Below are 26,586 nucleotides of genomic sequence, written 5' to 3'. Positions count from 1 at the left end.
GGCCGAATTCGTCGCGGAACGAGAAGATGCGCTCCTTGGCGCGCGCCTTCTCTTCGTCGCGGCGCGCCCCGCCGATCATCGCCGTGAAGCCGTGCTGCTCGATCGTCTCGAGCAGCGTCACCGCTTGCGCGGCGTTGCGCGAATCGGTCTCGCGGCGCAGCCGCAACGTGCCGCGCTTGATCGAATCCTCGACGTGCCCCACGACGAGCTGCGCGCCGATCTGCTCGGCGCGGCGATCGCGAAAATCGATCACCTCGGGGTAGTTGTGGCCCGTGTCGATATGCACGAGCGGGAACGGCAGCGAGGTCTTGCGCTTGGCGCCCAGCCCGAACGCCTTCAGCGCCAGATGCAGCACGACCACCGAATCCTTGCCGCCCGAGAACAGCAGCGCCGGCTTGCTGCACTCGGCAACGAGCTCGCGCAGGATGTGGATCGATTCGGCCTCGAGCCAGTCGAGGTGGTCCATGCGGTTGGTCGTGACCGTGAGCGGGGTCGCCGCGGAAGGTTCGAGAATCGTGCTCATGTTTAACGGTTTCCTATCGTTTGCGCGCCGCCCGGCACGAATTGAACTGCCGAGACTGCCGAGACGTTCGAGACATGCAGGCCGCATTCCTTCGAGTCGCGCGACTCCCACCACCAGCGCCCCGCCCGGCTGTCCTCGCCTGGGCGGACGGCGCGCGTGCAGGGCTCGCAGCCGATGCTCGGGTAGCCGCGCGCATGCAGCGGGTTGACGGGTACGTCGTAAGCCTTCAGGTAGGCCCAGACTTCGCCCTCGGTCCAATCGGCCAGGGGGTTGTATTTCGCGATGTTGCGCGTCGCGTCGTGCTCTTCTTCATGCAGTTCGGTCCGCGTGACCGACTGCTCGCGGCGCTGGCCCGTCACCCAAGCATCGACGCCGGCGAGCGCGCGGTTGAGCGGCTCGACCTTGCGAATCTCGCAGCAGCGCTTGCGCGCCTCGACGCTTTCATAAAATGCGTTGAGGCCCTGCGTCTTCACGTATTCGTCGACGGCATCCGCTTGCGGATGAAACTGCTCGATCTCGTAGCCGTAGCGCTCGCGCACGCGGTCGATCATGCCGAGCGTTTCCGCATGCAGACGGCCCGTGTTCAACGAGAAAATGCCGATCGGCAGTTGGTTCGACAAAATGGCGTGGGTGAGCACCATGTCCTCGGCGGCCAAGCTGCTTGCCAACTTGATCCGGGGGTGACGCTTGGCGATATCGCCGACGAACGCGTGCAAGCGCTCGATCTTGGCCTCTAGCGTCGCGTCGAGCGCGGCGGCGGCCGGTGTCCGATCCGAGCTCATGCGCGCGGCTCCGTTTCGAGCGCCGCGCGGCGGCGAAACAACGGCTCGGGCGTGTCGAACGCGCCTTGGTACTTCACCGAGAACTCCTCGAACGCACGCAGCGCGTCGTGGATGTCCTTGTCCGCGCGCACGGCGAACGCATCGAACCCGCAGCGCGCCATGAAATTGAGGTGATCGCGCAGCACGTCGCCGATGGCACGCAGTTCGCCGGTCCAGCCGTAGCGGTCGCGCAAGAGGCGCGCGGTGCTGTAACCGCGTCCGTCGCGAAACACCGGAAAATCGACGCCGATCAGCGAGATCTTGTCGAGATCGCCGGCGAGGTCGGCCGGTTCGTCGTCCGGCGCGAGCCATACGCCGAGCGCGTCCTTTGCACGCGACGCCAGCAGCGCTTCGCGGGCCACTTTCCACAGAGCGAAAGGCACGAGCACACGGCCCGCGGGCAGCGCGTCGAGCGCGGGGTGTACGCCGTTGTCGTCGGCACGGACGACGGTCCAGTCGTCATGCACCACCGAGCGGTTTTTGATAATCGAAGTCATCTGCAGGTGTCCCTTGTTCGCAGTCAAATTACGCGTGCGCCGGTTGGCGCGACGCGTAGACGCGTTCCTTGAACGGCGCGACGCCGATCCGGTTGTAGGTATCGATGAAGCGCTCGCCGTCGATGCGGTTCTCGATGAACGTGTCGATGACCTTGCTCATGACATCGGGCATCTCCTCGGCGGCGAACGACGGCCCGATCACGCGGCCCAGGCGGGCGCCCGTCGCGCTCGTGCCCTGCTCGCCGCCCAACGTCACCTGGTACCACTCGGAACCGTCCTTGTCGACGCCCAGAATGCCGATGTTGCCGACGTGATGGTGGCCGCACGAGTTGATGCAGCCCGAGATGTTCAGCGACAGATCGCCGAGGTCGTACACATAGTCGAGATCGTCGAAACGATCTTGGATCGCCTGCGCGATCGGCAGCGACTTCGCATTGGCGAGCGAGCAGAAATCGCCGCCGGGGCACGCGATGATATCGGTGAGCAAGCCGATGTTCGCGCTCGCGAAGCCTTGCGTCTTGGCGGCTTCCCACAGGGCGAACAGGTCGCGCTTCTTCACGTCCGCGAGGATCAGGTTCTGCTCGTGCGACACGCGGATTTCACCGAACGAATACCGATCGGCCCAGTCGGCGACCGCTTCCATTTGCTCGGCCGTCGCGTCGCCCGGGGCGCCCTTGGCCGGCTTCAACGAGAGCGTGACCGCGGCGTAGCCGGGCACCTTGTGCGGACGCAGATTGCGTTCGATCCAGCGCGCGAACGCACGGTTTTCGAGCAGATGCTTTTCGAACGACGCGTCCGTATCCGACAGCTTCTCGTACGAGTGCGGCTGGAAGTGCTGCGCAACGCGGTCGAGTTCGGCCTGCGTGAGCGTCGACGGGCCGTCCTTCAGGTGCTGCCATTCTTCTTCGACTTGCTGCGCGAACTTCTCCGGGCCGAGCGCCTTCACGAGAATCTTGATGCGCGCTTTGTACAGGTTGTCACGGCGGCCGAACCGGTTATAGACGCGCAGCACGGCTTCGCAATAAGTGAGCAGATGCTGCCACGGCAGGTTTTCGCGGATGATCGAACCGATGATCGGGGTACGCCCAAGGCCGCCGCCCGCGAGGATCGCGCAGACCACTTCGCCTGCCGCATTCTTGGACAGATAGACGCCCAGATCGTGGATCTGCACCGCGACGCGGTCTTCCTTCGATCCCGAGACGGCGATCTTGAACTTGCGCGGCAGCCAGCTGAATTCGGGGTGGAACGTCGACCATTGGCGCAGGATCTCGGCCCACGGACGCGGGTCGACGATCTCGTCCGGCGCCACGCCGGCGAACTGATCGGCCGTGATGTTGCGGATGTCGTTGCCCGACGTTTGAATGCCGTGCATCTGCACCGAGGCGAGGTCCGCCAGCAGATCGGGCGTTTCCTCGAGCTTGATCCAGTTGTACTGAATGTTCGTGCGCGTCGAGAAGTGGCCGTAGCCGCGGTCGTATTTGCGCGCGATATGGCCCAGCATGCGCAGTTGATCGCTGCGCAGGTTGCCGTAAGGAATCGCGATGCGGTGCATGTACGCGTGACGCTGCATGTAGAGGCCGTTCTGCAGCCGCAGCGGACGGAACTCGTCTTCGCTCAATTCGCCCGACAGGCGGCGGCGGACTTGGTCGCGGTATTGCGCGACGCGCTCGTCGACGATGGTCTGGTCGTACTGATCGTATTGATACATTCGGGACCCCAGGTTGTGTCGCGCCGCGTGGTGGCGCGACGCCCGAATCTCTACCGACGCAAGCAGCCGGCCTTCGTTCAGACCGTCCGCTCATGTGCTAATGACGAAAACAGCTATACATATTGAAAAACGTCCGTCGATCGTAATAAACTGGCCTTATATTTCAAACGACTAAAAAATTCTTTCCTTATGCTCGAAGGGTTATAAATGAACCTGCACCAATTTCGGTTCGTGCGCGAGGCCGTCCGTCAGAACTTCAACCTGACCGAGGCCGCCAAGGCGCTGTACACCTCCCAGCCTGGAGTCTCGAAGGCAATCATCGAGCTCGAGGACGAATTGGGGGTCGAGATCTTCACCCGGCACGGCAAGCGCGTACGCTCGCTGACCGAGCCGGGGCGCATCATCCTCGCCTCGGTCGAGCGGATCCTGCAGGAGGTGGAGAGCCTAAAGCGCGTCGGCAAGGACTTCGCGGCGCAGGATCAAGGCAATCTCGTCATCGCGGCGACTCACACCCAGGCGCGCTACTCCCTGCCGGGGGCGATTGCCGAATTCAAGAAGCGGTTCCCGAAGGTTCATCTGTCGATTCTGCAGGGCAGCCCCACGCAGGTGGCCGAGATGGTCATGCACGACCATGCCGACATCGCCATCGCCACCGAAGCGATTTCGTCATACAAGGAACTCGTCTCGCTGCCGTGCTTCCAGTGGCATCACGTGGCCGTGATGCCGGAGGATCACCCGCTGCTGCAGCGCAAGCAGCTTTCGCTCGAGGATCTGGCCCAATATCCGTTGATCACTTACGACAATGCGTTCGCGGGCCGGACGAAGATCAACCAGGCGTTCTCGCTGCGGGGTTTGTCGCCCGATATCGTGCTCGAAGCGATCGACGCCGACGTGATCAAGACGTACGTCGAACTGGGCCTGGGGGTGGGGATCATGGCCGACATCGCGTTCAACGCCGAGCGCGACCGGCATTTGAGGGCGATGCCCGTGGGCCACCTGTTCGGCAGCAATCTGACGCGCGTGGCGCTCAAGCAAGGCGCCTACTTGCGCAGCTATGTGTATACGCTCGTCGAACTGCTCTCGCCTACCCTCAATCGCAAGCTGATCGAGCAGGCGCTCAAGGGCGAGCACGAGAGCTACGAGCTTTGAAGTCGTCGTTTCGAGCAGAAGCATCCGAACAGCGGGGACCTGCTCACGGGGGCGCGTCGCCTCCCCTTACAGCTTGCCTTATATCGATGATTGACACGGAGACCCTTGCATGGCGTTGACCGCAACTTTTCGCCGCGCGCTCATGGCCGCGGCTTTCGCGCTTGCCGGCGCGGCGCTGACCGCCCCGGCGTACGCCGACATCAAAGTCGGGATCGATCTGTCGACGACGGGGCCGGCCGCGGTCATCGGCATCACGAGCAAGAACGCGATGCTGATGTGGCCCAAAACGATCGCCGGCCAGCCGGCGCAATACATCATCCTCGACGACGGCTCCGACCCGGGCGCCGCGGTGCGCAACATTCGCAAGCTCATCAACGAGGATCACGTCGATGTGGTCGTCGGGCCGAACGTCACGCCGGCCGCCTTGGCGGCGCTCGACGCCGTGGCCGATTCGCATACGCCGATGATCACCTTGATCGGGTCGGCGAGCGTCGTGGAACCGCAAGAAGGCAAGCGCGTCTGGGCATTCAAGATGGCGCAGACCGACAGCGCGATGGCCGACGTCATGACGCGCTATATGGCGAACCATGGCGTGAAGACCGTCGGCTTCATCGGATTCGCCGATAGCTACGGCGACAGCTGGCTCAAAGAGTTCTCGACCTTCGCCAAGCTGCGTCACATCGAGATCGTCGCGACCGAGCGGTACAACAGAACCGATTCGAGCGTCACGGGGCAAGCGTTGAAGCTGATCGCGGCCCGCCCCGACGCGATCCTCGTAGCGGGAGCCGGCACGCCCGCCGTGCTGCCGCAGCGCGAGCTGATCGAGCGCGGCTATAAAGGACCCATCTATCAAACGCACGGCATCGCCACGCCGGCGTTCATCAAGCTCGGCGGCAAGGACGTGGAGGGAACGCTGTTCCCGACGCAGCCGGTCGTCGTTGCCCGCACGCTGCCGGCCGACCATCCTGCGAAGAAGGCGGCCCTGGCTTTCGTGAACGACTACGAGGCCAAGTACGGGCCGGATAGCGTGACGCAATTCGCCGGCGATGCGGCGGGGGTTTATCCGCGCTTGAGCGATGCCGTGGCGCGGGCGCTGAAAACCGCGCAGCCCGGCACGGAGGCGTTCCGCACGGCGCTACGCACCGCACTCGAGCAGGCGCACGAACTCGTCGTCCCGAACGGTGTCGTCAACACGAGCGCGAGCGATCATGTGGGACTCGATCAGCGAGCGAGCGTCATGGGGATCATCAAGGGCGGGAAGTTCGTTTATTTGAGCCGGTAGGGGCTCGATCGCGCAATCTTCCGGGCAGTCCCGGACTTACCGCGGCGGGCCCGCCATGATGCGACGTGCGAGCGATCGGCGCGCCGGCGCGGGTCGCCGCCCATCCTGCCGTTCATCGCGGCACGGCTTGCCAGCCGCACCCGTTTCCGTCATAATCGCGCTCTTCCGCTCGGTGCGTCAGCGCGCCGACACCTGCCCAGGTGGTGAAACAGGTAGACGCAGGGGACTCAAAATCCCCCGCCGCAAGGCGTGCCGGTTCGAGTCCGGCCCTGGGCACCAAGTAAAATCACCGCTTAGAGTACCGTCAGGTACCTCCTCATAGCGAAAAATACCGTCTTTTCGCGAAAGATATTCACAGATCGCCACGCGAGTCACTGTTGGCGCTCAACGCGTATCGCAATACTACTCAGTGCCCAAAGCCGAAGCCATCGCCCGCGAGCGGGGTGGTCAATAGTCGGCGTGCAACCGCAGTGTCGCGCGCACGAAAGCCGGGGCAACTGCCCCGGCCATCGCTATGCCTGCTTGATTGTCGCCACTGGCAAGAAGAGCCGGAGTGGCGCGATCGTGAAGGCCTCGGACCCGTATTTCTTGTAGAACGCCGCCGCGTTGTCGTCGACGGCGTCGACAATAACGCACTGCACGCCTATGGCCCCAGCCGTCATCAGCACCGTGTCGAGCGCGTGCATGAGAAGGTATTCGCCGAGGCCCTGCCCCGTGTGCTGGGTGTCCACAGCCAGCCGAGCCAAGAGCACGGCCGAGACATTTCTGGGAAGTTTGACGCTTGGCATCCCGTCGGTTTCCACCGACGTTGCGGCCAGCGCGTAGTACCCCAGGATTGCCTGAGGGTCATCGGATGCCGTCGCGACGTACGTGCGCGACAAATTCTTCTTTTGATGCTGACTGGCAACGTTGCGCAGCCAATCGTTCAACGAAGCGACGCCGCAGTCGAAGCTGCTACGGTCGTCGTTCTCCTTAAGTTGTCGAATTTGCGTTCCCAAGCTGCTTGTTCCTGAAGCGTGCCATTGCGCGTTGCAGCGCTTCGTTGGGCATCGGTGGCTCATCCAAGAGCGCGAAGAAGCGCCTCGATTCATCCATCGTTAGACGAATGGAACGAATGACCTCTTCCCGCTCGATAACTTGCTCCGCAGCTCGAAGTGCCGATTGCACAATGAATTGGTTGAGGGTGCTGCCCGATAGGTCTGCAGCGAGCTGCAGGATTTCTTGCTTTTCTGCACTCAACCGGGCAGTGACTCGCCCGCGGCTGGAGTTGTCCATACCGTTGTTGATAGCCATTGTTTGTCCTCTTTCCGAACCTCTCCGTGATGCGTGTGTGATGCAGGGGAGAAGGCTCTGTACTTGATCAGTGATGGGGCGTTGCCCCGCGAATGAGGCTTCGTGTAGCTAGGTCATGTAGGTCTCCATTTAGCGAATATGGAGACACTATAGCACGCGCGGTGACAAAATGTCACCGCGCGTGCTTGATTGACGCCGATCCAATGCGGCTGCATCGAGGCACGGATCTGCCTAGCGTTTTGACCAGTTCCCCCAATCACGCGGAGAAAAAAAGAGGGAACCGACAGCAAACACTAAGCCATCGCAGCACTGAGCATGGGATGCTCGCAGCGGGGGAATTGTAGACGTCTCATATTTCTAGCCGCCAGCCTTCGCGGAATCGCCGAAGACGGAGAACCGAACACCTCAGCTAAATCTGGCTAGCGGCCCTTCTTCCTACCGCTGCTCCTTCACCCGCGACACGAGCTGCGTCGGGCTCACGAACTGCAGCGCGATCAGCACCCACACCAACGTGATGGCCATATAGATCATCGCCATCGCATCGATCGATTGCGGCGCGCGCACGCCTGTGGAAAACACCGCGTAGTAAAGCGCCACGACAAGCGTCTGCGTGCTCGGCCCCGCCGTGAAGAACGTCAATTCGAACATGCCGATCGTGCGCACGAGTACGAGCAGCCCCGCGGCCAACATGCCCGGCACGAGCAGCGGCAGCAGCACATAGCGGAAATAGCGCGACGTATTCGCCCCAAAAATGCGCGCGGCGGATTCGAGGTTGGGATCGATCTGCTCGATGAACGGCGTCATCACGAGAATGACGAACGGCAACGCGGGCACGAGGTTCGCCAAGATCACCCCCGTCAGCGTGCCCGCCAGGCCCACCTTGTACATCACCGTCGCCATTGGAATGCCGTAAGTCACCGGCGGCACCATGAGCGGCAGCAAGAACGTCATCATCGCGAGGCGCTTGCCCGGAAACGAAGCGCGAGCAAGCGCATACGCCGCCGGCACGCCGAGTGCGATCGACAGCAACACGACCGCGCCGACCACCTCGACCGTCACGAGCAGCACGCTCGAGAGTTGAAAGTCGCGCCACGCCTGCCCATACCAATGCAGCGTGAACCCTTGCGGCAGCAGTGTGCCGAACCAGCGCGTGCCGATCGAATCGACGGCCACGGTCGCGATCAAGAGCACCACGTTCAGCAGAAAAAACGCCATCGTGCCCCAGACCAGCACGGTCCAAAGCCGCCCTCCGATACTGCGCGATTCGCGTGGCGCCGCCCGCTTCGAACGGCTGCCGCCCTCCTCGATCGCCCCCTGCGCGGCCATTGCGCGCGCGGTTTGATTGCTCGTAGTCATCAGCCTTTCCCTCCCGTGACGGGCCCGGTGTAGAAGAAGCGGCGCGCACCGAGCATGCCGGCCACGACGACGAGTTGAACGAAGCCCATCACGATCGCGATCGTCGACGCGAGCGCGTAGTCGTAGTTCTCGAACGCCGCCTCCGATGCGGCGATCGACATGACGCGCGTGGGACCGGCCGGCGCGCCCAACAGCACAGCCGACGGAAACACCGAAAACGCTTGGACGAACGACAAGCACGCGGCCATCGTCAATCCTGGCACGAGCAGCGGCAAGTAGATCTGCCGAAACTGCTGCCAAGGGCTCGCGCCCAGCGTGGCCGCGGCGCGCGCGAGCGTCGGATCGATCCCGGTGATGTAGGACAGCGTCAACAAAAATGCAAACGGAAAACCCGAGATGACGAGCGAGATCAACACGCCCCAGTAGTTGTGCGTGAGCCGCACTTCGCCGCCATATAGATGAAGCGCTTGCACGCCCTGCGTGAACCAGCCGTTCGGCGAGAAATACGAGAGCATGCCGTCGGCGATCAGCACCGTTCCTAGCGTGACCGGAATGACGAGCAGCGTCGTCGCCAGCTTTTGATAGGGCGACTTGCGGCGCAGCGCGAAAGCGACGGGCACCGACACGCCGACATTGATCAGCGTGGCCGGCACCGCGAGCTTCAACGTCACGAAGATCGTCGGCCACATCGAGCTGTCGGAGAAGAACGTCGCGTAGTTCGCGAAGATCCCTCCGCCGTTCATCGGCTGGAACGACAGCATGAGCCCGTAGGCGAACGGATAGATGAACAGCGCGACGATAAAACCGAGCGCCGGCGTAACGAGCCAGCCCTTCATATCGCGCGGTGCGGACATCGGCAAGGCGCTCACGATACACGCTCCTCGCGATAGACGAGCGCGCATTCGGGCGACACGGCCAGCGTCACGCGCTCGCCCTGGGCGAACTCCCCTTCCACGCGCGCCCACATTTTCCCGAACGGCGCGGTCACGAGCAGCAACGAGTCGCGGCCGCCGTATTCGACGACGTCGACGTCCACCTCGAACGCATTGCGCGAGCCGGGCTGCGCGCGCACGAGATCGTCGGGACGAATCGCGATCATTGCGTTCTTGCTGTCCAGGGCCTCCATCGGCGTACCGAGGAGGCGCACGCCTGCCGCCGAAACTGCCACACCCTCTCCGGCGGCCTGCTCGAGCGAACAGTGAAGCACGTTCCGGTATCCCATGAACCGCGCGACATGCAAATTGCTGGGCCGGCAGTAGACCTCCTTGGGCGAGGCAACCTGCTGCACGACGCCTTCCTTCATGACGACGATGCGGTCGGCCATCGACAATGCCTCGTCCTGATCGTGCGTGACGTAGATCGTCGCGCGATCGAGGCCGCCGTGAATGCGCCGGATTTCCGCGCGCATTTCGATCCGCAGCTTCGTGTCGAGATTCGATAGCGGCTCGTCCATGAGCACGACCGGCGGTTCGATCACGATCGCACGCGCGATCGCCACGCGTTGCTGCTGGCCGCCCGACAATTGGCCCGGCAGCTTGCTTTCATGGCCGACGAGCTGCACGAGCTGCAGCGCGGCGCGTGCGCGCTGCTCGACCTCGCGCTTGGACACGCCGCGCATCTTCAGGCCGAATCCGACGTTCTCGAGCACGGACATGTGCGGAAACAACGCATAGTTCTGGAACACCATGCCGAAGCCGCGCTTCTCGGGCGGCAGCACGTCGATACGCTTGTCGTCGAGCCAGATCTCGCCGCCCGTCAGCGGCTGCAGGCCGGCGATGCAGTTCAGCGCGGTCGATTTCCCACAGCCCGATGGGCCGAGCAACGCGATGAACTCGCCGCGCTCGATTTCCAGATCGAGCCCTTGCAAGGCCGCGACGTTGGCGCCCTGATCGTTCGCAAAGCTGCGGCACACGGCGGTAAGACGAAGTCGGTCGAAATTGTGCTTCATGATGATTCCCTGACTGGCATTTCAGGTGCGGCGCGAAGGACGGTCTCCCCCGTCGCGGCCGCACGGCATGACGATCGCGTTACTGCGTCTTTTGCGCGCCGACGTCGGTATCCCATTTGTGGAACGCCTTCACCATCGCGTCCGCCGAAAGCGGCACGACGTTCGGGCGATCGGCGATCCACTTGTCGTACTCGGGGCGGCCGTATTTCTTGATGACTTCCTGGCTATGCGCCGGAGCTTGGTCGACACCCACGCCCTTGATCGCCGGCCCCGGATAGAAGTAGCCGTCGTCGTAGGTCATCGCCTGCTGCGCCGGCTGCATCATGAACTCGAGCAGCTTGTAGAGCACGTCGAGCTTGTCCTTGGGCACGCCCTTCGGAATGACCATGAACTGAGCATCGTTGACCCACGTCATGTCGTCGAACCGGCCTACCTTGAAATTGCCCGGCACCACGCCCAGCGCGCGAGGATTGATGTCCCAGCCCGTCATCGTGACGGTCATCGAACGCGTGCCTTCGCCGAGCTCCTTCATGACCGCCGACGTACCGCCCGGGTAATACGGCACGCACTCGTTCAATTGTTTGAGGAAGGCCCAGGTGTTGGCCCAGCCGTTGATCGGATCTTGCGGGTTCTTGTCATGGAGCAGATACGGCAGCCCCATCAGCCAAGCGCGGCCCGGGCCCGAATTGGCGGGACGCGCATAGATGAATTGATTCGGATGCGCCTTGCACCACGCGAGCAATTGCTGGGGCGACTTCGGCACGTCCTTGTCCGCAACCTTGTCCGGGTTGTATTCGAGCAGGGGGCCGGCCGGCGAGTAAACCACCTCGAGGCCGTAGCCTTGCGCGAGATCCTGCATCTTGCGCGGCGCAGGCGCGTATTGGTCCAGCACGCCGGGGAAGTGAGCGGCCTGGTCGGGCAGCAGCTTCAGCCATAGGTTCTGCTCGATGCCGGCGGAAAGCGCATCGGTGCCGGTCAACACGAGGTCGATGTCCGAGCGGCCCGCGGCTTGCATCGCCTTGATCTTGCCGGGCAGTTGCGGCGCCGGCGCGTTGGTGTAAGTGATGTTGCCGACAAGGTTCGGATACTTCGCCTTGAATGCCTCGAAGCCCGCTTTCGTCAGCGCGAGATTGCCCGCCACGTCGACGATATTGATCGATACCGGATCGGCAAAGCTTGCCGTCGCCATCAACGAAAAGCCCAGCGCCGCCGCGATGCTGCCGATGCGCCGCCCGATTCTTGAACGCTTCATGTCTCCTCCTACGGTTATCGAGATTGTCTGTGACGCGAATGGGTCTCTTGCCTGCTCGTTCGTCCGTCTCTCGCTGCACGGACCCGCTACATACCGCCGGCCTCCGCCGTCCCCACGGGCATGCGAAGCGCCGGCTCCGGCAAGCCCTTGACGCCCACATCCACCGCGAACGTCGCGCCCGAGAGCGCATCGCCATCGACGCGAATCGACGTGACGAACAACGTATCCAGTTGCGCGCCGCCGAACGCGCACATCGCGGGCTTGGCGACCGGCACGCGAATGCTCCGATCGAGCTTCCCCGCCGGCGTATAGCGATGCACAAGGCCTGCGTCGTTGCCGCAAATCCAGTAGCAGCCCTCGGCGTCGACGGCCGCGCCGTCGGGTCGGCCGAGCCCGGATACCGCGTCCATCTCGACAAAAACGCGCCGAGCGTGCGGCACGCCGTCGTCGATGTCGTAGTCGAACGACCAGATGACGCGCCGGCTCGGATGCGAGTCCGACAAATACATCGTGCGGCCATCGGGGCTGAAGGCGAGGCCGTTGGGCACGATCAGTTCGTCGCAAAGCGTTTGCAGGGCGCGACGTCCGGCATCGAGCCGATACAGCCGCCCGGCGGCGCGCGCGAGCGCCATGTCGAGGACCATCGTACCGGCGAGGAACCTGCCTTGCCGATCGCATCGCCCATCGTTGAAGCGCATGCCCTCGCTCGCGTGGGCAACCGAGGCCAGCCGTTCGCTGACGTCGATCGCCGCATCGGGAACGGGGTGCTGCGCGAGGTAGATGCCGCTTTCCATCGCGAGCGCCACGCCGCCATGCGCCAGCAAGGCGAACGAGCCGGCCATCTCCGGCAAGGCCCACGCATGCGCGCGGCCCGTGGCCGCCTCCCAGCGCCACAGCGTGCGTCCGACGATATCGGTCCAGTAAAGCGCTTCCTCGCGGGCGGACCACACTGGGCTCTCGCCCACGCCGCAGCGCATGTCGCCGATTCGCTCAATGGAACTCGTGCCGGTCATGGTGGTTCAGTCTCCGAAAGGCCCCGTCGTCACGAAGGCCCCGCCTTGATAGACGCGCACGGGATCGTCTTCGGCGCGCGTCGGCTCTGCGCGCTCGATCCGTTCGCGCCAGGGCTCGCTCGTCTGCGTGGGCGCGTAGCCCAGATGCGCGGCATGCGAGTTGTCCCACCAGACATCGCGATTGGCCGACACGCCGTAGACGATCGTGCATTTCACGTTCGGCACGAACATCGCGCGCCGCACGAGCTGCTCGAGATCGTCGTAGCCCAGCCAGGTAGCCAGCATGCGGCGATCCTTCGGCTCGGGGAAGGATGAGCCGATGCGCAGGCACACCGTTTCCATGCCGTAGCGATCGAAATAGAACTGCGCGAGTTGCTCGCCGAACGCCTTGCTCAAACCGTAATAGCTGTCGGGCCGTTGCGGCGCGAGCGTATCGATGACTTCGTCCTGCCGATAAAAGCCCGTCACGTGGTTCGAGCTGGCGAAGACGATACGGTGCACGCCATGTCGGCGCGCCGCCTCATAGAGGTGATAAGCGCCTTGAATATTGGCCGGCAGCACTTCCTCGAACGGGCGCTCGACCGAGACGCCGCCGAGGTGAACGATCACGTCGACGCCGCGCACGAGCGCATCGACGGCCGAGGCGTCGGCCAAGTTGCACACCACGGCTTCTTCATTCGCGCGCGCCTCGCCGATGGGCGCGATGTCCGACACGCGCAGCACGTCGGCGTAATGCGGCAGCCGCTCGCGCAGCACGCGGCCAAGCCCGCCGGCTGCGCCCGTGAGCAGGATGCGGCCGCAGTGAGTGCGAATGCCGTCCAAAGGATCGGCGTGTTCAAGCGTGAGCGTCATGTCAGGTCAGGTCACTGGTGCGGGATTGAACAGAACGAGATCGTTGGAGAGGCCGAGCTTGTCGGCGCACACTTGCTTGCGGCCGCTCGCGACGTCGAGAATCATATGGAAGAGTTCCCAGCCGATGTCGGCGATGCTGGCCTCGCCCGTTGCGATACGACCGGCATCGAGGTCGATCAGATCGTGCCAGCGCTCGGAGAGCGCCTTGCGCGTCGAGACCTTGATGACGGGCGCCATCGCGAGGCCGTAAGGCGTGCCGCGACCGGTCGTGAACACCTGCAGATTGATGCCCGAGGCGAGCTGCAGCGTGCCGCAGACGAAGTCGCTCGCCGGCGTCGCCGCGAAGATCAGGCCCTTGCGGCGCATCTTTTCACCGGGGCCGAGCACGTCGACGATCGGGCTCGTGCCCGACTTGACGATCGAGCCGAGCGCCTTTTCCACGACGTTCGAAAGCCCGCCGCGCTTGTTGCCCGGCGACGGATTCGCGCTGCGGTCGGCTCGGCCGCCGCTCAGATAATCGTCGTACCACGCCATTTCACGCAGCAACGCACGGCCAACGTCCTCGTCGATCGCGCGCGGGGTCAGCAAGTGGATCGCGTCGCGTACTTCGGTGACTTCGGAGAACATGACCGTACCGCCCGCCCGTACGATCAGATCGGCCGCGAAGCCCACGGCCGGGTTCGCCGTGACGCCCGAAAATGCATCGCTGCCGCCGCATTGAACGCCGATGACGAGATCGGACGCGGGACAGGTTTCGCGCCGCCGCTCGTTCAATCGAGCGAGCCGCTCGTCGGCCATCTCGAGGATCGCATCGACCATTTCGCCGAAACCTTCATAGGCCTCGTCCTGCAGCGAGAGCACCGGAGACTGCGGCTTGCCTGCTACCTCGATCGGAATGCGGCCGCCCGGCGCGAGATTGGACGGCACGAGCCGCTCCGGCACGAGCTTCTCGCAGCCAAGGCCGATCACCATGACTTCGCCGCCGAAGTTCGGATTGACGGCGAGGTTCTGCAACGTGCGAATCGGCACGATGGCGGCCGGCGCGTTGATCGCCACGCCGCATCCGTACGTGTGCGTGAGCGCCACGACGTCGTCGACGTTCGGGTAACGCGGCAGCAGCTCGCGCTTGACGCGCGACACGACGTAATCGGTCACGCCCGCCACGCACTGCACGCTCGTCATGATGCCGAGCACGTTCTTCGTGCCCACGGTGCCGTCCGCGTTGCGGTAGCCCTCGAACGTGTAGCCCTCGAGCTTGGCTAGATCGGGCGCCTTGCGCGTCGCGAGCGGCAGCGCGTCGAGCGCCGGCGGCTGCGGCAGCTGGACCGCGCTTTCGTCGATCCAGCTGCCGCGCGCGAGCGGTTTGGCCGCATAGCCGATGATCTCGCCGTAACGCACGATCGCATCGCCCTGAGCCAGCTCGGTCAGCGCGACCTTGTGCCCTTGCGGCACACCCTGCACAAGTACCGTGCCGTCGTCGAGCGCCGTCCCTTCGGGCAGCCCACGCGCGTTCACCACGATCGCGACGTTGTCGCGCTCGTCCACGCGTATCGTGAGCGCACGCTCGGCAGCGGCGTCGGACACGGAAGTAGAAGCAGACATTGCAAAAGACTCCATCGTTTCTTGCATCTTCACACGATGCGTATTCAGCGCACCAGGCAGGGACGCTTGTTGTCGAACGTCCAGCCCGGAATCAAATACTGCATGGCCGCCGCATCGTCACGGCTGCCGAGCCCATGCTCGAGATACAGCGCATGCGCGCTAGCCAACGCATCCTCGTCGAGTTCCACGCCCAGGCCGCCGCGCGAGGGTACGGCCACTTGTCCCTGCTCGATCTTGAACGGTTCGCGCGTGAGCCGCTGGCCGTCCTGCCAAATCCAATGCGTGTCGATCGCCGTGATGTCCCCTGGCGCCGCCGCGGCCACGTGAGTGAACATCGCCAGCGAGATGTCGAAGTGATTGTTCGAATGCGAACCCCACGTGAGCCCCCATTCGGCGCACAGTTGCGCCACCCGTACCGAGCCGCGCATCGTCCAGAAATGCGGGTCGGCCAGCGGGATGTCCACGGCGCCGAGCGTGACCGCGTGGCCGAGCTGGCGCCAGTCGGTGGCGATCATGTTCGTCGCGGTGCGCAAGCCCGTGGCGCGCCGGAATTCAGCCATGACCTCGCGGCCGGAATAGCCGTTCTCGGCGCCGCACGGGTCTTCCGCATAAGCCAGCACGTCGTCTTTGCCGCGGCACAGGCGCACCGCTTCGGCGAGCGACCATGCGCCGTTCGGGTCGAGCGTGATGCGCGCTTCGGGGAAGCGCTCGGCGAGCGCGGTGACCGCGGCGATTTCTTCGTCGCCGGAGAGCACCCCGCCCTTGAGTTTGAAGTCTTGGAAGCCGTAACGCTCATGCGCCGCCACGGCCAAGCGCACGACGGCCTCGGGCGTCAGCGCGGGCTCGTTGCGCAGATGGAACCAAGCGTCGGCCGAGTCGCTTTCGCTCCGGTAGTCGAGGTCCGTGCGCGCACGCTCGCCCACATAAAACAAATAGCCGAGCATCGGCACGTGCGTGCGCTGCTGTCCTTCGCCGAGCAGAGCGGCAACAGGCACGTCCAGATGCTGGCCGAGCAAGTCGAGCAACGCCGCTTCGACCGCCGTTACCGCGTGCACGGTGATGCGCAAGTCGAATGTTTGCGTGCCGCGGCCGCCCACGTCGCGATCGGCGAAGCGCCGGCGCATGTCGTTCAGCACGTCCTGCCAGCGGCCGAGCGGCTGGCCGACGACGAGCGCACTCGCCTCTTCCAGCGTGCGCCGGATCGATTCGCCGCCCGGCACTTCGCCCAGACCTGTACGGCCGGCGCTGTCCTCGAGCACGACGATGTTGCGCGTGAAGAATGGCCCATGCGCGCCGCTCAGGTTCAGCAGCATGCTGTCGCGCCCGGCCACGGGCACGACACGCATGCGCGTGACCACGGGCGTTGGGGAAGGAGTGGAGGACATCGTCGAATTCGTCATTGCGTCTCGTGTTGCTTCATCGGTTTCATGTTCTCGAATCGGCCCGCTTCTCGCCGCCGCGCATCGCACGACCGTAGCTGGGCCGCTTCGGATCGTAGGTCCAGCCCGGAACGAGATAGCGCATGGCCAGCGCATCGTCGCGCGCACCGTTGCCGAGCGACCGGTAGAGCGCATGAGCTTGGTCCACACGCTCCATATCGATCTCGATGCCAAGACCGGGGCGCCGAGGCACGGCAACCTGCCCGCCGTCGATGACGAAGGGCTCGCGCGTGAGCCGCTCGGCGCCCTCCTGCCAGATCCAGTGCGTGTCGATCGCGGTAATGGGACCGGGCGCCGCCGCCGCGACGTGCGTGAACATCGCCAGCGACACGTCGAAGTGGTTGTTCGAATGCGAGCCCCAGGTCATGCCGAACTCGCTGCACAGCTGGGCCACGCGCACCGACCCTTGCATCGTCCAAAAATGCGGATCGGCAAGCGGGATGTCGACCGCGCCGAGCGCGATCGCATGCCCGAGTTGGCGCCAATCGGTCGCGATCATGTTCGTTGCCGTCGGGATGCCGGTCGCGCGCTTGAATTCCGCCATCGTCTCGCGGCCCGAATAGCCGTTTTCCGGCCCGCAGGGGTCTTCCGCATAAGCGAGCAGATGCCCTTGCCCGCGGCACAGCGCGATCGCCTCATCCAAGCGCCATGCACCGTTCGGATCGAGCGTCGCGCGCGCATGCGGAAAGCACGCCTTGAGCGCCTCGATCGCTTCCATTTCCTCGGCGCCGTCCATCACCCCGCCCTTGAGCTTGAAGTCGGCGAAGCCGTAGCGTTCGGTCGCCGCCTGCGCGAGCCGTACGATGGCAGCCGGCGTCATCGCGCTCTCGTGCCGCAGGCGCAGCCAGTCGTCGCGCTCGCGCGCACCGTCGACATACGGCAGGTCCGTCTTCGCCCGATCGCCAATGTAGAACAGATACGCGAGCATCGGCACGCGATCGCGCTGCTGACCCGCTCCGAGCAGCTCGGCGACGGGCACGCCCAGACACTGGCCGAACAAGTCGAGGAGCGCCGCTTCCACGGCGGTCAGCACGTTGTCCATGCGCAGATTGATTTCGTGCGGCTGACGCAGCACGGCCGATTCGGCCTGCGAGCCGACCTCGTAGACGGTACCTCGGTGCGCCGCGTCGGCGCCGCCGCCGAGCGCGCGACGCAGCACGTTCAGCGTCCCGTTCAGGCGCCCGATTTCCGTGCCGATCACGAGCGGCGCCACGCGCTCCAGCGCGCCGCGAATCCCCTCGCCGCCCGGCACTTCACCGGCCCCCATGCGGCCGGCCGAATCGGTCAACAGCACGAGGTTGCGCGTGAAGAACGGGCCGTGCGCGCCGCACAGGTTGAGAAGCATGCTGTCGCGGCCGGCCACGGGAATTACGCGCATGGCGGTCACGCGCGGCGTCCCGCTTTGCGCGAAGGAATCGGTCGTTTGCCCGTCCACCTTGATGCCTCTCCTTTTAATTCACCGCAGCCGATACGAACGGCTGGGACACGCTTCGATCAATGCGCGGGGTCGAGCTTCACGCGCTCGATCTTCCCGACCATGAACACATAGCAGATACAGGCGACGAGCCCATGCAAGCCCACGAACACGAGTGCGCCGTTGAACGAGCCCGTGTGGCCGACGATATAGCCTACGGCGATCGGCGTCGTGATGCTCGACAGGTTGCCGAACGTATTCATCAGCGCGCCGCTCAAGCCCGCGATTTCCTTGGGCGCGGTATCCGAATTGACGGCCCAGCCGAGCGCGCCGAGCCCCTTACCGAAGAAGGCAAGCGCCATGACGGCCACGACGATGCCCTGCGCGTCGACGTAGTTGCAGATCACCATGCTCATCGACAGCAGCATGCCGAGCACAATCGGCACCTTGCGCGCCACCGACAGCGACACGCCGCGACTGAGCAGCGCATCCGAAATCGCCCCGCCGAGGATGCCGCCGAGGAACCCGCAGACCGCCGGGATCGATGCGACGAAACCGGCTTTCAGAATCGACATCCCGCGCGCCTGGACCAGATACACGGGGAACCATGAAATGAAGAAGTACGTCAGCGCGTTGATGCAGTACTGCGCGAGATAGACGCCCATCAGCATACGGCTGCGCAGCAGTTGCTTGATGTGGCGCATGTCGGGCCCTTGGGGCTTGGCCGCGCCCTTTTGCTCGCGATCCAGATCGACGAGACCGCCGCCCGCCTCGATGTATTCGATCTCCGCGCGGTTCACGCGCGGGTGATCTTTCGGGTCCTTCATGAACACGCGCCAGGCAAGCGCCATGGCGATCCCGAGCACGCCCATGACGATGAACACCGAATGCCAGCCGAACGAGTGCACGAGCCATGCCATCAGCGGCGCGAAGATGACCGTCGCCGCATATTGCGCCGAGTTGAAGATGGCGGCTGCCGTGCCGCGCTCGTTGGCGGGAAACCAAGCCGCCACGATGCGGCTGTTCGCGGGAAACGAAGGCGCTTCGGCAATGCCTACGAAAAAACGCAGCGAAAACATCGCGGCAATGGCCGCCGCGCCCGCTAGGAACCCGATCGTCCCTTGCATCAACGTAAACAGCGACCACATGAAGATGCTGACGCCATAGACGCGGCGCGAACCGAAACGGTCGAGCAGCCATCCGCCCGGCAGTTGGGCGATCACGTACGACCAGCCGAATGCCGAGAAGATGTAGCCGAGCGAGACGGCATTGATGCCGAAGTCCTTTTGCATGGCCGAGCCGGCGATCGAAATGCTCGCGCGGTCGGCGTAATTGATGGTCGTCGCGATGAACAGCATCGCGAGGACGAAGTAGCGAACGCGCGTCGCGCGCATGGCCTGCGGTACGCTGCGCGCACCGACCGCGGGGTTTTCGGTTTGCATCGTCTCCTCCTTCGCGGCCGCGCCGTCGAGCGTGCGCCGCGCTTGAGTCTTGCTCGAGTTTTTCGTCCGGGCTCGATCGCCCGGGTTCTATTGATCGGCGATCGGCCGGCGCTTACGCAATGCGGGCGATGAGCGTCTTGAGTTCGGCCTGCTCGGCTTCGGTCAGATCGGTCAAAGGCGCGCGTACGGGGCCCGCGGACCGGCCGATCGCCTTCATGCCGGCCTTCACGATCGATACGGCGTAGCCGCGCTTGCGGTTGCGCAGCGCAATGTAGGGCAGTACGAACTTGTTCAGGTCGGCGTAGACCTTCTGATGGTCGCCCGCTCGCACGGCGGTATAGAAATCGAGCGCGAACTGCGGAACGAAGTTGAAGATCGCCGACGAGTAGGTCGTCACGCCCAAGGTGAGGTAAGGCAACGCGAAAGTTTCGGCCGTCGGCAAGCCGCCGACGTAGGTGAAGCGATCGCCCAGACGCGCATGGATGCGCGTCATCAGTTCGAGATCGCCGATGCCGTCCTTGAAGCCGACGAGGTTCGGACAGCGCTCGGCCAGGCGCTCGAGCGTGACTTCGTCGAGCACTTGGTTCGCGCGGTTATAGACGATGACGCCCAGGCGCGTCGACTTGCAGACCTGCTCCACGTGCGCGGCGATGCCGTCGGCCGGCGCTTCGGTCAAATACGGGGGCAGCAGCAGGATGCCGTCCGCGCCGGCGGCTTCGGCCGATGCGCACAACTCCTTGGCCATGGCGGTGCCGTAGCCGGCTGGTGCGATCACGGGCACGCGGCCGCCGGTCTGTTCGACCGCGGCGCGCACGACCCGCTCGACTTCGGCAGGCGTCAGCGAGAAGAATTCGCCCGTGCCGCCCGCCGCGAAGAGCCCGGCGGCCGGATGGCCGAACAGCCAATCGAGGTTCGTGCGATAAGCGTCTTCGTCGAACGCGTAGTCGTCCTTGAAGTGCGTGACGGGGAACGAGAGCAGGCCGGCGCCGATCTGGCGGGCGAATTCGGTGGGCGTATAACGTGTCATGTCGGCGTGGCGCGGATATGCGGTGAGTGATGAGCAATGCGGCGATTCTTGCACCGCCAGCGATTCACGTCCAAGATAACGAATGTTTCGATTGATTCAGGATTTGTATCGATGTTCGAGCTGAGCCAGCTTCGCTGCTTCGTCGCCGTGGCCGAAGAGCTGCATTTCGGGCGCGCCGCGGAACGGCTTCATATGACGCAGCCGCCGCTGTCGCGGCAAATCCGGCTGCTCGAGCATCAGGTCGGGACCGAGCTCGTCGCGCGCTCGAGCCGCTCGGTCAAGCTCACGGCCGCGGGCCGCAGCTTCCTGCCCGACGCCGCGCGCATTTTGCGCCTGGCCGACGAAGCCGCGGCGACCGCGCGCCGCGTGGCGGCCGGCTCCTCGGGCACGCTCGCGATCGGCTTCACGGCCACGGTAGGCTACGGCGTGCTGCCGGCGATCGTGAGCGCCGTGCGCGCGGTCTCGCCCGGCGTCCGATTGACGCTGAAGGAAATGGTGAGCGGCGCCCAACTGGAGGCGCTCGACGCTCGGGAGATCGACTTCGGGTTGCTGCGCCCGCCCGTGGAGCATGGCGAACTGGTCGATCGGCCCTGCCCCAACGATGCGCTCGTCTTGGCGCTGCCCGCCGCCGTGGCCAAGGAATGGCCGGCGCGCCCGACGCTTGGCGACTGCGAAGGCCGTCCGCTGCTGATGTATTCGCCGTACGAGGCGCGTTACTTCCACCAGCTCATGAGCGGCCTGCTGGAGCGGGCCGGCGTGTTGCCCGACATCGTCGAATATGTCAGCCAAATTCACTCGATGCTGGCGCTCGTGCGCGCCGGAATCGGCGTGGCGCTGATCCCGTCCGCCGCGGCCATGCTGCACTTCAAGGGCGTCGTCTACCGGCCGGTTCGCACGACGCCCCCCAAGCCCGTGGAACTGCGCTTCGTCTATCGCAAGGACAACGACAACCCGGTGTTCGAGGCGCTGAGGGACGATCTTCACAAGGCCGTGGCGCGCGCACGGTGATGGGGGCGCACCGCCCCTCGGCGTTTTGGGCTTACGCCGTCATTTCACCGTGAACGTGTAGCGCCCCTTCGTACGATGACCGTCCGCGGCCACCGCCACCCACGCGACCGTATAGTTGCCCGGCTGCAGCGCCTCGAGCGCGACGCTCATGTGCTTTTTGTCGTTCGCGTCGACGCTCGAGTTCCCGCTTGTCACGGAGTGCCCCGCCGAATCGGTGACCTGCAGCGAGCTGAACGCCCCCTCGAGCGCGTCGTCGAATTCGATCCATACCTGTGTTTGGTCGGCGGCGACCGTTGCGCCGGGGCGCGGGCTTTCCTGCTTCGGATGCGCATGCGCGCACGCCCACGGGGCGAATGCGAGGGCCGCGACGCCCGCGAGTACGCGTATCGAAAAGGAGATCGGGGAAGCTTTCATGGGCGGGGCCGCGCAGGGCGCACGATATCGGGCAAGGACAGCGGATTATCGTCTAGGCCGATCGGCCGGCGCAAGGCGGCCGCGGTAAATCGGACCATCTACCGAGCCGGCGCCGCGCGCGGCGTAAAATCCCCGCCATTCCGATTCGGCGCACCCTATGGATCTCGAACGTATTCTCTTCACGCAGGGCTTCGGCTCGCGACGCCAATGCCGCGCGTTGATCGCCGAAGGCCGTGTGAGCGTCGCAGGCAGCATCTGTACGGACGACGCCGCCCAGTTCCCAACCGACGATCTGACGTTCGACGTGGACGGTGCGTCCTGGCGCTATCGCGAGCGCGCCTATTTGATGCTCAATAAACCTGCCGGCTACGAGTGCTCGCGCGAGCCGCAGCATCACCTGAGCGTATTCGGCCTGCTGCCCGCGCAATTGGTCACGCGCGGCGTGCAATGCGTCGGCCGGCTGGACGAGGATACGACCGGCCTGCTTCTGCTCTCCGACGACGGCCAATTCGTTCATGCGTACACATCGCCGAAACGCAAAGTCCCGAAGACGTACTTGGCGAGCACGCGCCACGCCCTCGACGAGGGTCAACTCCGCGCACTGCGCGAAGGGGTGCTGCTGCACGGCGAAAAGACGCCCATCGCGGCCGCCGCGGCCCGGATTCGCGATGAAAGACTGTTGGAAATCACCGTCAACGAAGGCAAGTATCACCAAGTGAAACGCATGATCGCGGCAGCGGGCAATCGGTGCGAATCGCTGCATCGAGCGCGAATCGGCGGCCTCGCCCTGCCGCCCTCGCTGGCGCCTGGTGCGTGGCAATGGCTCGACCCGGCGCAATTGGACGCGCTGTCGACGCGCTAGGATCAAGCGCCGCGCACGCCGCCGAGCAGGGTGGCCGCTGCCCCCGTGCGCGTTACCGCGAGGAGCGCCGCTTTCTCAGAAAGTGGCGGCGCCGGCTGAAACGGCGCTGGGCGATCGTTTCGGGCGTTGGCGGCGATGTTAAGCTTCGCGAACGAAAATCGCGTTGCTGTTCCTCCTCTGCTTGAATGCGCTCATGCCGTCGCGCCCTGGCAGAGTGCGACGGAGACTCGTAGATGACGCGCGGCAATATGACGGCATACAGGCCCAAAGCGCACCCGCTTTCCCAGCGGGACAAGCCGCAAAAGTTGGCCGATGCTCGTCGAGCTATCGAGCGGAGCAACGAATTCCACCACGAGCATCCGGAGAGAATGCCGCATAGCAATTCGTTCCCGTATCGATCGCCGGGCGGGATCCGCGGCTACGGTATGCTTTGGGTCGTGTTGCTCATGGGGCAGTTCGTCATCGAGGCGCAGGGGGAGATCCAATTGCGAGGCGCGCGTGCCATAGGGCCTTCTGGCGCTTGGCAAGGCGGTGCATCCGGCGGGCGCTCTGCCGAGGACGAGGGAGTTCGGCCGTCAGCCTATTCGAAAAATGCGACGACGGATCTCGCCTTGCAGGAGCATTTCGAGAAAGGTGCGATGGAAAGCGCACCCTTGCAATTCGCGCCCTTCCGTTATGCCGGCGGCTCGCACGGTCAAGAGCGCCCCTCCGGACAGTTGCGGCCGCTGCGCTCCCCCCGATCGGCTGGGACAGCGGGGCGCGCCGCGCCGTCGACCGGCAACGCCGAAGATAAGCGGGTCACCACCATTTGCAGTTCGACCGACGAACCGTCTCTTCTGACGGAGGCGATCAATAAAATGCCGCAGCGCGCGACTCACGCTGCTCGCATTCTCACTAGAAACGGACTGGATCCGCACAAGGTATATCGCGTGCAGGAGAATTATCTAGGCGCCGTAATTGATGTAGAACACCCGCTCGTTGCACTGTACCTTGACCGCTACAGGACGCAACTTCCTGCGTCACGCACCAGCCCACCAGAACTCGATGGGCTGCCTGATCCCGATAGCGTGTTTGACCAGCAGTTCAAGTGGCACAAGCAACATCAGCAGGACGCTATCGCAAACGGCGTTAGAGAGGCGCTGGCGGACCAGGGTTTTACTAATTTAGACGCCGATGCGTCGACACTCGAAGTTGTGGCCGTATATCGCGACCCAGTCAACGCGGGGCACGTATCTGACGTTGGGCATCTGGGGCAAATCCTAAAGGTCACAGAGGGATCGGCCGTGCGGCATTACGCGATCGTGCCTGTCGATTGCGACTCGGTTATCTCGATTCCAGACGACGAGGCGGAGCGTGACGAGTGGCTCAAACTCAACCGGCATTTGTTCTTTAGCGCCCCGAATCGCGACGGACTTCGGGCTGTTGGATACAGCTTGAGGACAGTGTTGAATGATCTGACAGCGGACGATGCGGTTGATGAAATCGCGACACGGATCGTCGACCTGACCCTCGATGCGTTGAGACCCATCGCCTACGATGAAACGGAATTTGAGCGTCAGATTCATACTGCTCGGGGGTTTCTCGTTCCGCTATACGATACTGTCCGGTACGTGCGCGCAGGCGATTACGAGGTGGCCGCGCTCTCGGCGTTGTTGGACCTGTATTCCTTAGCTCCGTCCGTTGTCTCCGCAGTCAGGCATACGCACCGCGCGGTGCGCTGGTGGCTTAGGCGCGCGGCGAATTTCATGCCGCCCCGCCCGGAGAAAGCCGCCGTAAGCAGTGGAGCGCGGGCGCTTATTCCCAAACGTGCAAAAGCGTCGGCGGGCGTCGGCGAGTCGGTCAGAACGTTTGGTAGAGCCGGCGCCACTGCCGATTCGGCTGCGGTGCAGGAAGGACTCAGAGAATTGAGGCGGTTCGTCGACGATAACAGCGCGCAGCTGCAACGATTTATCGATCGCCCCCTGGAGCAATGCGAAGCAGCGATGTCCAAGCTCTTTGAACTAATGGGTCCTCGGTACGGAAAGCGGATACACGCGAGAGGCATGTACATATTCGATCACAAGGGGGATTTCCTTCCGGCGAATCATTTCGCAGTGCGCGTCAGGATCGGGCAGACCGACTACATTGTCGATTTGACGGCAGGGCAATTCAAGAACCAGCCCAGGGGCATGAAGATAGGCGGCCCGATTATCGATACCGAACAAGCGTGGGCGCAGAAATATCGGGATGCCGCCGGCGGTAGGCTAATCAAGTACGACGACTTCGAGCACGCGAGCGCCGCCCGGAACACCTTCACCTCTCAAGCGCAAATGGATCCTGCGGATGTGATCCCCGGCGCAAAAATCCTAAATCAGCCGGATTGGCACAAAGGCCTCAAGCCAATTATGATCAAACCCCGGTATCGCGCCAGAAAGCGGCGACCTTATTACGTCCGCGCCCACCGCAATCGGCCGTGAAGCGAGCAAACGCAGGGTGGCTGCTGCATCGTGCTTTAACCGCGGCGTTATGATGCAAGAGCGGCATCGGATCGGCGCGTCGACCGGCGCGCTGCGCTGCTGTTTGCCGCGCGAGACACTGCCGGCGGTGATCTAGCTGGCGCTGCGCTTTGGCAGGCTGCGCAGGAAATCGTCGACGGTCCGATAGCGCAACGCGATGCCCAACTCGCGTTTGAGCCGCACATTGGACAAGCGCCGCGACTCGCGCATGAACGACAAGACCAACGGATCGAGCGTGCTTTCGGCTACATCACGCGTGATGCGCGGCACGCGCGCCAGCCCGAACGCGTCGGCCACTCGGTCGAAATACGCCCCCATCTTCAGCACCGTATCGTCCGACGCATGGACGATACGCCCGATGCGTCCGCGAACGGCCGCCCGCAGCATGATCGCCGCGAGATCGTCCGCGTGGATATGGTTCGTATAGACGTCGTCTTGCTCGATCAAAGCGGGCTTGCGCTGTTCGATGCGCGCGAGCGGCAGCCGATCCTGTGCATAAATGCCCGGGATGCGGACGATGCTCGCCGCCGTCGTCCCCCGCGCATTTGCCCGCCGCAGCCGCCGCTCGGCGGCCACACGCCGCTTCGCGCGCGCGTTGCTCGGCGCGACGGGCCGCGTTTCGTCGATGAGAGCGCCCGCGCAGTCGCCGTATACCCCTGTGGTGCTCGCATAGACGATGCGCACGCGTGGGTACTGCCCAGCCGCCGAAAGGGCCTCGGTTACAATATTGCCGTTAAACGGCGGGGAAACGCCGCGAGCGCTTCGCCGCCTCGCCCACACGCCCGGCATGGCGGGACGCGCCGCCCGGTGGCGCATGCGCGAGGCGAGCGCCGCGAGCAAAGCTTGCGTGCGGGGGTCGTCGTCGCCGTGCGAGGGCGGCGGCGCAAGAAGCAGAACGGTCTGTGCGAGTCCTGTCAATCGTCGTAGGCTGCGCGGCGCATCGAGATCGCCGACAATCGGCATAATTCCCTGCGAGCGCAAGTCGCCGGCGCGCTCCGGGCGCGTCGTCAGCGCGATGACGCGTGGCCGTGCGGCGCGCGCGAGCAGTTGCCGGGCGCAGCGCTGTCCGACATCGCCGCAGCCGACGATGAGCACGCGGGGCCGGCGCAAGATTCGAATGGCATTCATGTTGCGCGCATTGTAGCGGTCCGCCGCCGCGCGCGCTCCGACACGGTTTTTTGGCTTTTGG

General features: G+C 64.4%; 24 protein-coding genes and 1 tRNA gene. 6 read left to right on the top strand and 19 right to left on the bottom strand.

The window, feature by feature from the left end:
• The 4 genes from cysD to ACTHNR_RS02410 all read right to left on the bottom strand — a co-directional run.
• Positions 1–523 (bottom strand): sulfate adenylyltransferase subunit CysD (cysD, locus tag ACTHNR_RS02425; protein ID WP_440545842.1); only part of this gene is annotated, 523 nt, incomplete at its 3' end.
• 2 nt (positions 524–525) lie between these two features.
• Positions 526–1,305, bottom strand: a complete 780-nt coding sequence (locus tag ACTHNR_RS02420; protein ID WP_440545841.1) for a phosphoadenylyl-sulfate reductase — start codon at positions 1,303–1,305, stop codon at positions 526–528.
• Positions 1,302–1,841, bottom strand: coding sequence for a DUF934 domain-containing protein (locus ACTHNR_RS02415; protein WP_440545840.1), 540 nt, complete (start codon positions 1,839–1,841; stop codon positions 1,302–1,304). The genes ACTHNR_RS02420 and ACTHNR_RS02415 overlap by 4 nt, the downstream gene beginning before the upstream one ends.
• 28 nt (positions 1,842–1,869) lie before the next feature.
• Positions 1,870–3,549 carry a nitrite/sulfite reductase gene (locus ACTHNR_RS02410; protein WP_440545839.1) on the bottom strand — a complete coding sequence of 560 codons (1,680 nt, stop codon included), beginning with the start codon at positions 3,547–3,549 and terminating at the stop codon, positions 1,870–1,872.
• A gap of 207 nt (positions 3,550–3,756) precedes the next feature.
• Between ACTHNR_RS02410 and ACTHNR_RS02405 the strand changes: the two genes are divergently transcribed.
• From ACTHNR_RS02405 to ACTHNR_RS02395, 3 genes are all read left to right on the top strand, one after another.
• A complete protein-coding gene (locus tag ACTHNR_RS02405) occupies positions 3,757–4,698 on the top strand; it encodes a CysB family HTH-type transcriptional regulator (RefSeq protein WP_440545838.1) in 942 nt (313 codons plus the stop codon).
• A gap of 142 nt (positions 4,699–4,840) precedes the next feature.
• Complete coding sequence (locus ACTHNR_RS02400; protein WP_440545846.1) at positions 4,841–5,980, top strand: ABC transporter substrate-binding protein; 1,140 nt, start codon at positions 4,841–4,843, stop codon at positions 5,978–5,980.
• Between the two features lie 194 nt (positions 5,981–6,174).
• Positions 6,175–6,259 (top strand) — tRNA-Leu (locus ACTHNR_RS02395).
• 233 nt (positions 6,260–6,492) lie between these two features.
• Here the strand turns inward: ACTHNR_RS02395 and ACTHNR_RS02390 are convergent.
• The 13 genes from ACTHNR_RS02390 to kdgD form a co-directional block, all read right to left on the bottom strand.
• On the bottom strand, positions 6,493–6,909 hold the full coding sequence (locus ACTHNR_RS02390; protein ID WP_440545836.1) for a GNAT family N-acetyltransferase: 417 nt from the start codon (positions 6,907–6,909) through the stop codon (positions 6,493–6,495).
• A gap of 43 nt (positions 6,910–6,952) precedes the next feature.
• Entirely contained in the window at positions 6,953–7,273 is a 321-nt protein-coding gene (locus ACTHNR_RS02385) for a DUF1778 domain-containing protein (protein WP_440545835.1), read from the bottom strand.
• 435 nt (positions 7,274–7,708) lie between these two features.
• Entirely contained in the window at positions 7,709–8,629 is a 921-nt protein-coding gene (locus ACTHNR_RS02380) for an ABC transporter permease (RefSeq protein ID WP_440545834.1), read from the bottom strand.
• Positions 8,629–9,483: an ABC transporter permease gene (locus ACTHNR_RS02375; RefSeq protein WP_440545845.1), complete on the bottom strand. Its 855-nt coding sequence runs from the start codon at positions 9,481–9,483 to the stop codon at positions 8,629–8,631. The genes ACTHNR_RS02380 and ACTHNR_RS02375 overlap by 1 nt, the downstream gene beginning before the upstream one ends.
• Positions 9,484–9,494: 11 nt before the next feature.
• A complete protein-coding gene (locus ACTHNR_RS02370; protein WP_440545833.1) occupies positions 9,495–10,577 on the bottom strand; it encodes an ABC transporter ATP-binding protein in 1,083 nt (360 codons plus the stop codon).
• A 79-nt stretch (positions 10,578–10,656) separates the two neighbouring features.
• Complete coding sequence (locus ACTHNR_RS02365) at positions 10,657–11,829, bottom strand: extracellular solute-binding protein (RefSeq protein ID WP_440545832.1); 1,173 nt, start codon at positions 11,827–11,829, stop codon at positions 10,657–10,659.
• 86 nt (positions 11,830–11,915) lie between these two features.
• Positions 11,916–12,842, bottom strand: coding sequence for an SMP-30/gluconolactonase/LRE family protein (locus ACTHNR_RS02360; protein WP_440545830.1), 927 nt, complete (start codon positions 12,840–12,842; stop codon positions 11,916–11,918).
• Between the two features lie 6 nt (positions 12,843–12,848).
• Positions 12,849–13,694 carry an NAD-dependent epimerase/dehydratase family protein gene (locus ACTHNR_RS02355; protein ID WP_440545829.1) on the bottom strand — a complete coding sequence of 282 codons (846 nt, stop codon included), beginning with the start codon at positions 13,692–13,694 and terminating at the stop codon, positions 12,849–12,851.
• 6 nt (positions 13,695–13,700) lie between these two features.
• Complete coding sequence (gene garD / locus ACTHNR_RS02350) at positions 13,701–15,296, bottom strand: galactarate dehydratase (protein ID WP_440545828.1); 1,596 nt, start codon at positions 15,294–15,296, stop codon at positions 13,701–13,703.
• Positions 15,297–15,340: 44 nt separating this feature from the next.
• Positions 15,341–16,681 carry a glucarate dehydratase gene (gudD, locus tag ACTHNR_RS02345; RefSeq protein WP_440545844.1) on the bottom strand — a complete coding sequence of 447 codons (1,341 nt, stop codon included), beginning with the start codon at positions 16,679–16,681 and terminating at the stop codon, positions 15,341–15,343.
• Between the two features lie 40 nt (positions 16,682–16,721).
• Entirely contained in the window at positions 16,722–18,113 is a 1,392-nt protein-coding gene (locus ACTHNR_RS02340; protein WP_440545843.1) for an enolase C-terminal domain-like protein, read from the bottom strand.
• A 116-nt stretch (positions 18,114–18,229) separates the two neighbouring features.
• Positions 18,230–19,591 carry an MFS transporter gene (locus ACTHNR_RS02335; RefSeq protein WP_440545827.1) on the bottom strand — a complete coding sequence of 454 codons (1,362 nt, stop codon included), beginning with the start codon at positions 19,589–19,591 and terminating at the stop codon, positions 18,230–18,232.
• Between the two features lie 112 nt (positions 19,592–19,703).
• Positions 19,704–20,618 carry a 5-dehydro-4-deoxyglucarate dehydratase gene (kdgD, locus tag ACTHNR_RS02330; protein ID WP_440545825.1) on the bottom strand — a complete coding sequence of 305 codons (915 nt, stop codon included), beginning with the start codon at positions 20,616–20,618 and terminating at the stop codon, positions 19,704–19,706.
• A gap of 111 nt (positions 20,619–20,729) precedes the next feature.
• Here kdgD and ACTHNR_RS02325 point away from each other — a divergent pair, with 111 nt between their 5' ends.
• On the top strand, positions 20,730–21,626 hold the full coding sequence (locus ACTHNR_RS02325; RefSeq protein ID WP_440545824.1) for a LysR substrate-binding domain-containing protein: 897 nt from the start codon (positions 20,730–20,732) through the stop codon (positions 21,624–21,626).
• Positions 21,627–21,665: 39 nt separating this feature from the next.
• On the opposite strand, the gene ACTHNR_RS02320 is transcribed toward ACTHNR_RS02325, so the two are convergent.
• Positions 21,666–22,040 carry a copper resistance CopC family protein gene (locus ACTHNR_RS02320; protein WP_440545823.1) on the bottom strand — a complete coding sequence of 125 codons (375 nt, stop codon included), beginning with the start codon at positions 22,038–22,040 and terminating at the stop codon, positions 21,666–21,668.
• 157 nt (positions 22,041–22,197) lie between these two features.
• On the opposite strand from ACTHNR_RS02320, the gene ACTHNR_RS02315 reads away from it, so the two are divergent.
• Together ACTHNR_RS02315 and ACTHNR_RS02310 are read left to right on the top strand one after the other, a co-directional pair.
• Positions 22,198–22,902, top strand: coding sequence for a pseudouridine synthase (locus tag ACTHNR_RS02315; RefSeq protein WP_440545822.1), 705 nt, complete (start codon positions 22,198–22,200; stop codon positions 22,900–22,902).
• 233 nt (positions 22,903–23,135) lie between these two features.
• Positions 23,136–25,358, top strand: a complete 2,223-nt coding sequence (locus ACTHNR_RS02310; protein ID WP_440545821.1) for a hypothetical protein — start codon at positions 23,136–23,138, stop codon at positions 25,356–25,358.
• 132 nt (positions 25,359–25,490) lie between these two features.
• On the opposite strand, the gene ACTHNR_RS02305 is transcribed toward ACTHNR_RS02310, so the two are convergent.
• Positions 25,491–26,525: an NAD-dependent epimerase/dehydratase family protein gene (locus tag ACTHNR_RS02305; protein ID WP_440545819.1), complete on the bottom strand. Its 1,035-nt coding sequence runs from the start codon at positions 26,523–26,525 to the stop codon at positions 25,491–25,493.
• Between the last annotated feature and the right edge of the window lie 61 nt (positions 26,526–26,586).

It is taken from the genome of Trinickia sp., assembly GCF_051954495.1.
In the GTDB taxonomy this organism is placed as follows: Bacteria; Pseudomonadota; Gammaproteobacteria; order Burkholderiales; family Burkholderiaceae; genus Trinickia.
The sequence above is the reverse complement of the archived record's forward strand: the minus strand, read 5'-3'. Positions and strand labels throughout refer to the sequence as shown.

Coding starts and splice junctions, on each gene's coding strand:
- ACTHNR_RS02410 (WP_440545839.1), bottom strand. CDS start 3,549: ATGTATCAATACGATCAGTACGACCAGACCATCGTCGACGAGCGCGTC.
- ACTHNR_RS02320 (WP_440545823.1), bottom strand. CDS start 22,040: ATGAAAGCTTCCCCGATCTCCTTTTCGATACGCGTACTCGCGGGCGTC.
- kdgD (WP_440545825.1), bottom strand. CDS start 20,618: ATGACACGTTATACGCCCACCGAATTCGCCCGCCAGATCGGCGCCGGC.
- ACTHNR_RS02370 (WP_440545833.1), bottom strand. CDS start 10,577: ATGAAGCACAATTTCGACCGACTTCGTCTTACCGCCGTGTGCCGCAGC.
- ACTHNR_RS02355 (WP_440545829.1), bottom strand. CDS start 13,694: ATGACGCTCACGCTTGAACACGCCGATCCTTTGGACGGCATTCGCACT.
- ACTHNR_RS02375 (WP_440545845.1), bottom strand. CDS start 9,483: ATGTCCGCACCGCGCGATATGAAGGGCTGGCTCGTTACGCCGGCGCTC.
- garD (WP_440545828.1), bottom strand. CDS start 15,296: ATGTCTGCTTCTACTTCCGTGTCCGACGCCGCTGCCGAGCGTGCGCTC.
- ACTHNR_RS02415 (WP_440545840.1), bottom strand. CDS start 1,841: ATGACTTCGATTATCAAAAACCGCTCGGTGGTGCATGACGACTGGACC.
- ACTHNR_RS02335 (WP_440545827.1), bottom strand. CDS start 19,591: ATGCAAACCGAAAACCCCGCGGTCGGTGCGCGCAGCGTACCGCAGGCC.
- ACTHNR_RS02315 (WP_440545822.1), top strand. CDS start 22,198: ATGGATCTCGAACGTATTCTCTTCACGCAGGGCTTCGGCTCGCGACGC.
- ACTHNR_RS02325 (WP_440545824.1), top strand. CDS start 20,730: ATGTTCGAGCTGAGCCAGCTTCGCTGCTTCGTCGCCGTGGCCGAAGAG.
- ACTHNR_RS02385 (WP_440545835.1), bottom strand. CDS start 7,273: ATGGCTATCAACAACGGTATGGACAACTCCAGCCGCGGGCGAGTCACT.
- ACTHNR_RS02360 (WP_440545830.1), bottom strand. CDS start 12,842: ATGACCGGCACGAGTTCCATTGAGCGAATCGGCGACATGCGCTGCGGC.
- ACTHNR_RS02420 (WP_440545841.1), bottom strand. CDS start 1,305: ATGAGCTCGGATCGGACACCGGCCGCCGCCGCGCTCGACGCGACGCTA.
- ACTHNR_RS02365 (WP_440545832.1), bottom strand. CDS start 11,829: ATGAAGCGTTCAAGAATCGGGCGGCGCATCGGCAGCATCGCGGCGGCG.
- ACTHNR_RS02400 (WP_440545846.1), top strand. CDS start 4,841: ATGGCCGCGGCTTTCGCGCTTGCCGGCGCGGCGCTGACCGCCCCGGCG.
- ACTHNR_RS02340 (WP_440545843.1), bottom strand. CDS start 18,113: ATGCGCGTAATTCCCGTGGCCGGCCGCGACAGCATGCTTCTCAACCTG.
- ACTHNR_RS02310 (WP_440545821.1), top strand. CDS start 23,136: ATGACGCGCGGCAATATGACGGCATACAGGCCCAAAGCGCACCCGCTT.
- ACTHNR_RS02305 (WP_440545819.1), bottom strand. CDS start 26,525: ATGAATGCCATTCGAATCTTGCGCCGGCCCCGCGTGCTCATCGTCGGC.
- ACTHNR_RS02380 (WP_440545834.1), bottom strand. CDS start 8,629: ATGACTACGAGCAATCAAACCGCGCGCGCAATGGCCGCGCAGGGGGCG.
- ACTHNR_RS02405 (WP_440545838.1), top strand. CDS start 3,757: ATGAACCTGCACCAATTTCGGTTCGTGCGCGAGGCCGTCCGTCAGAAC.
- gudD (WP_440545844.1), bottom strand. CDS start 16,681: ATGTCCTCCACTCCTTCCCCAACGCCCGTGGTCACGCGCATGCGTGTC.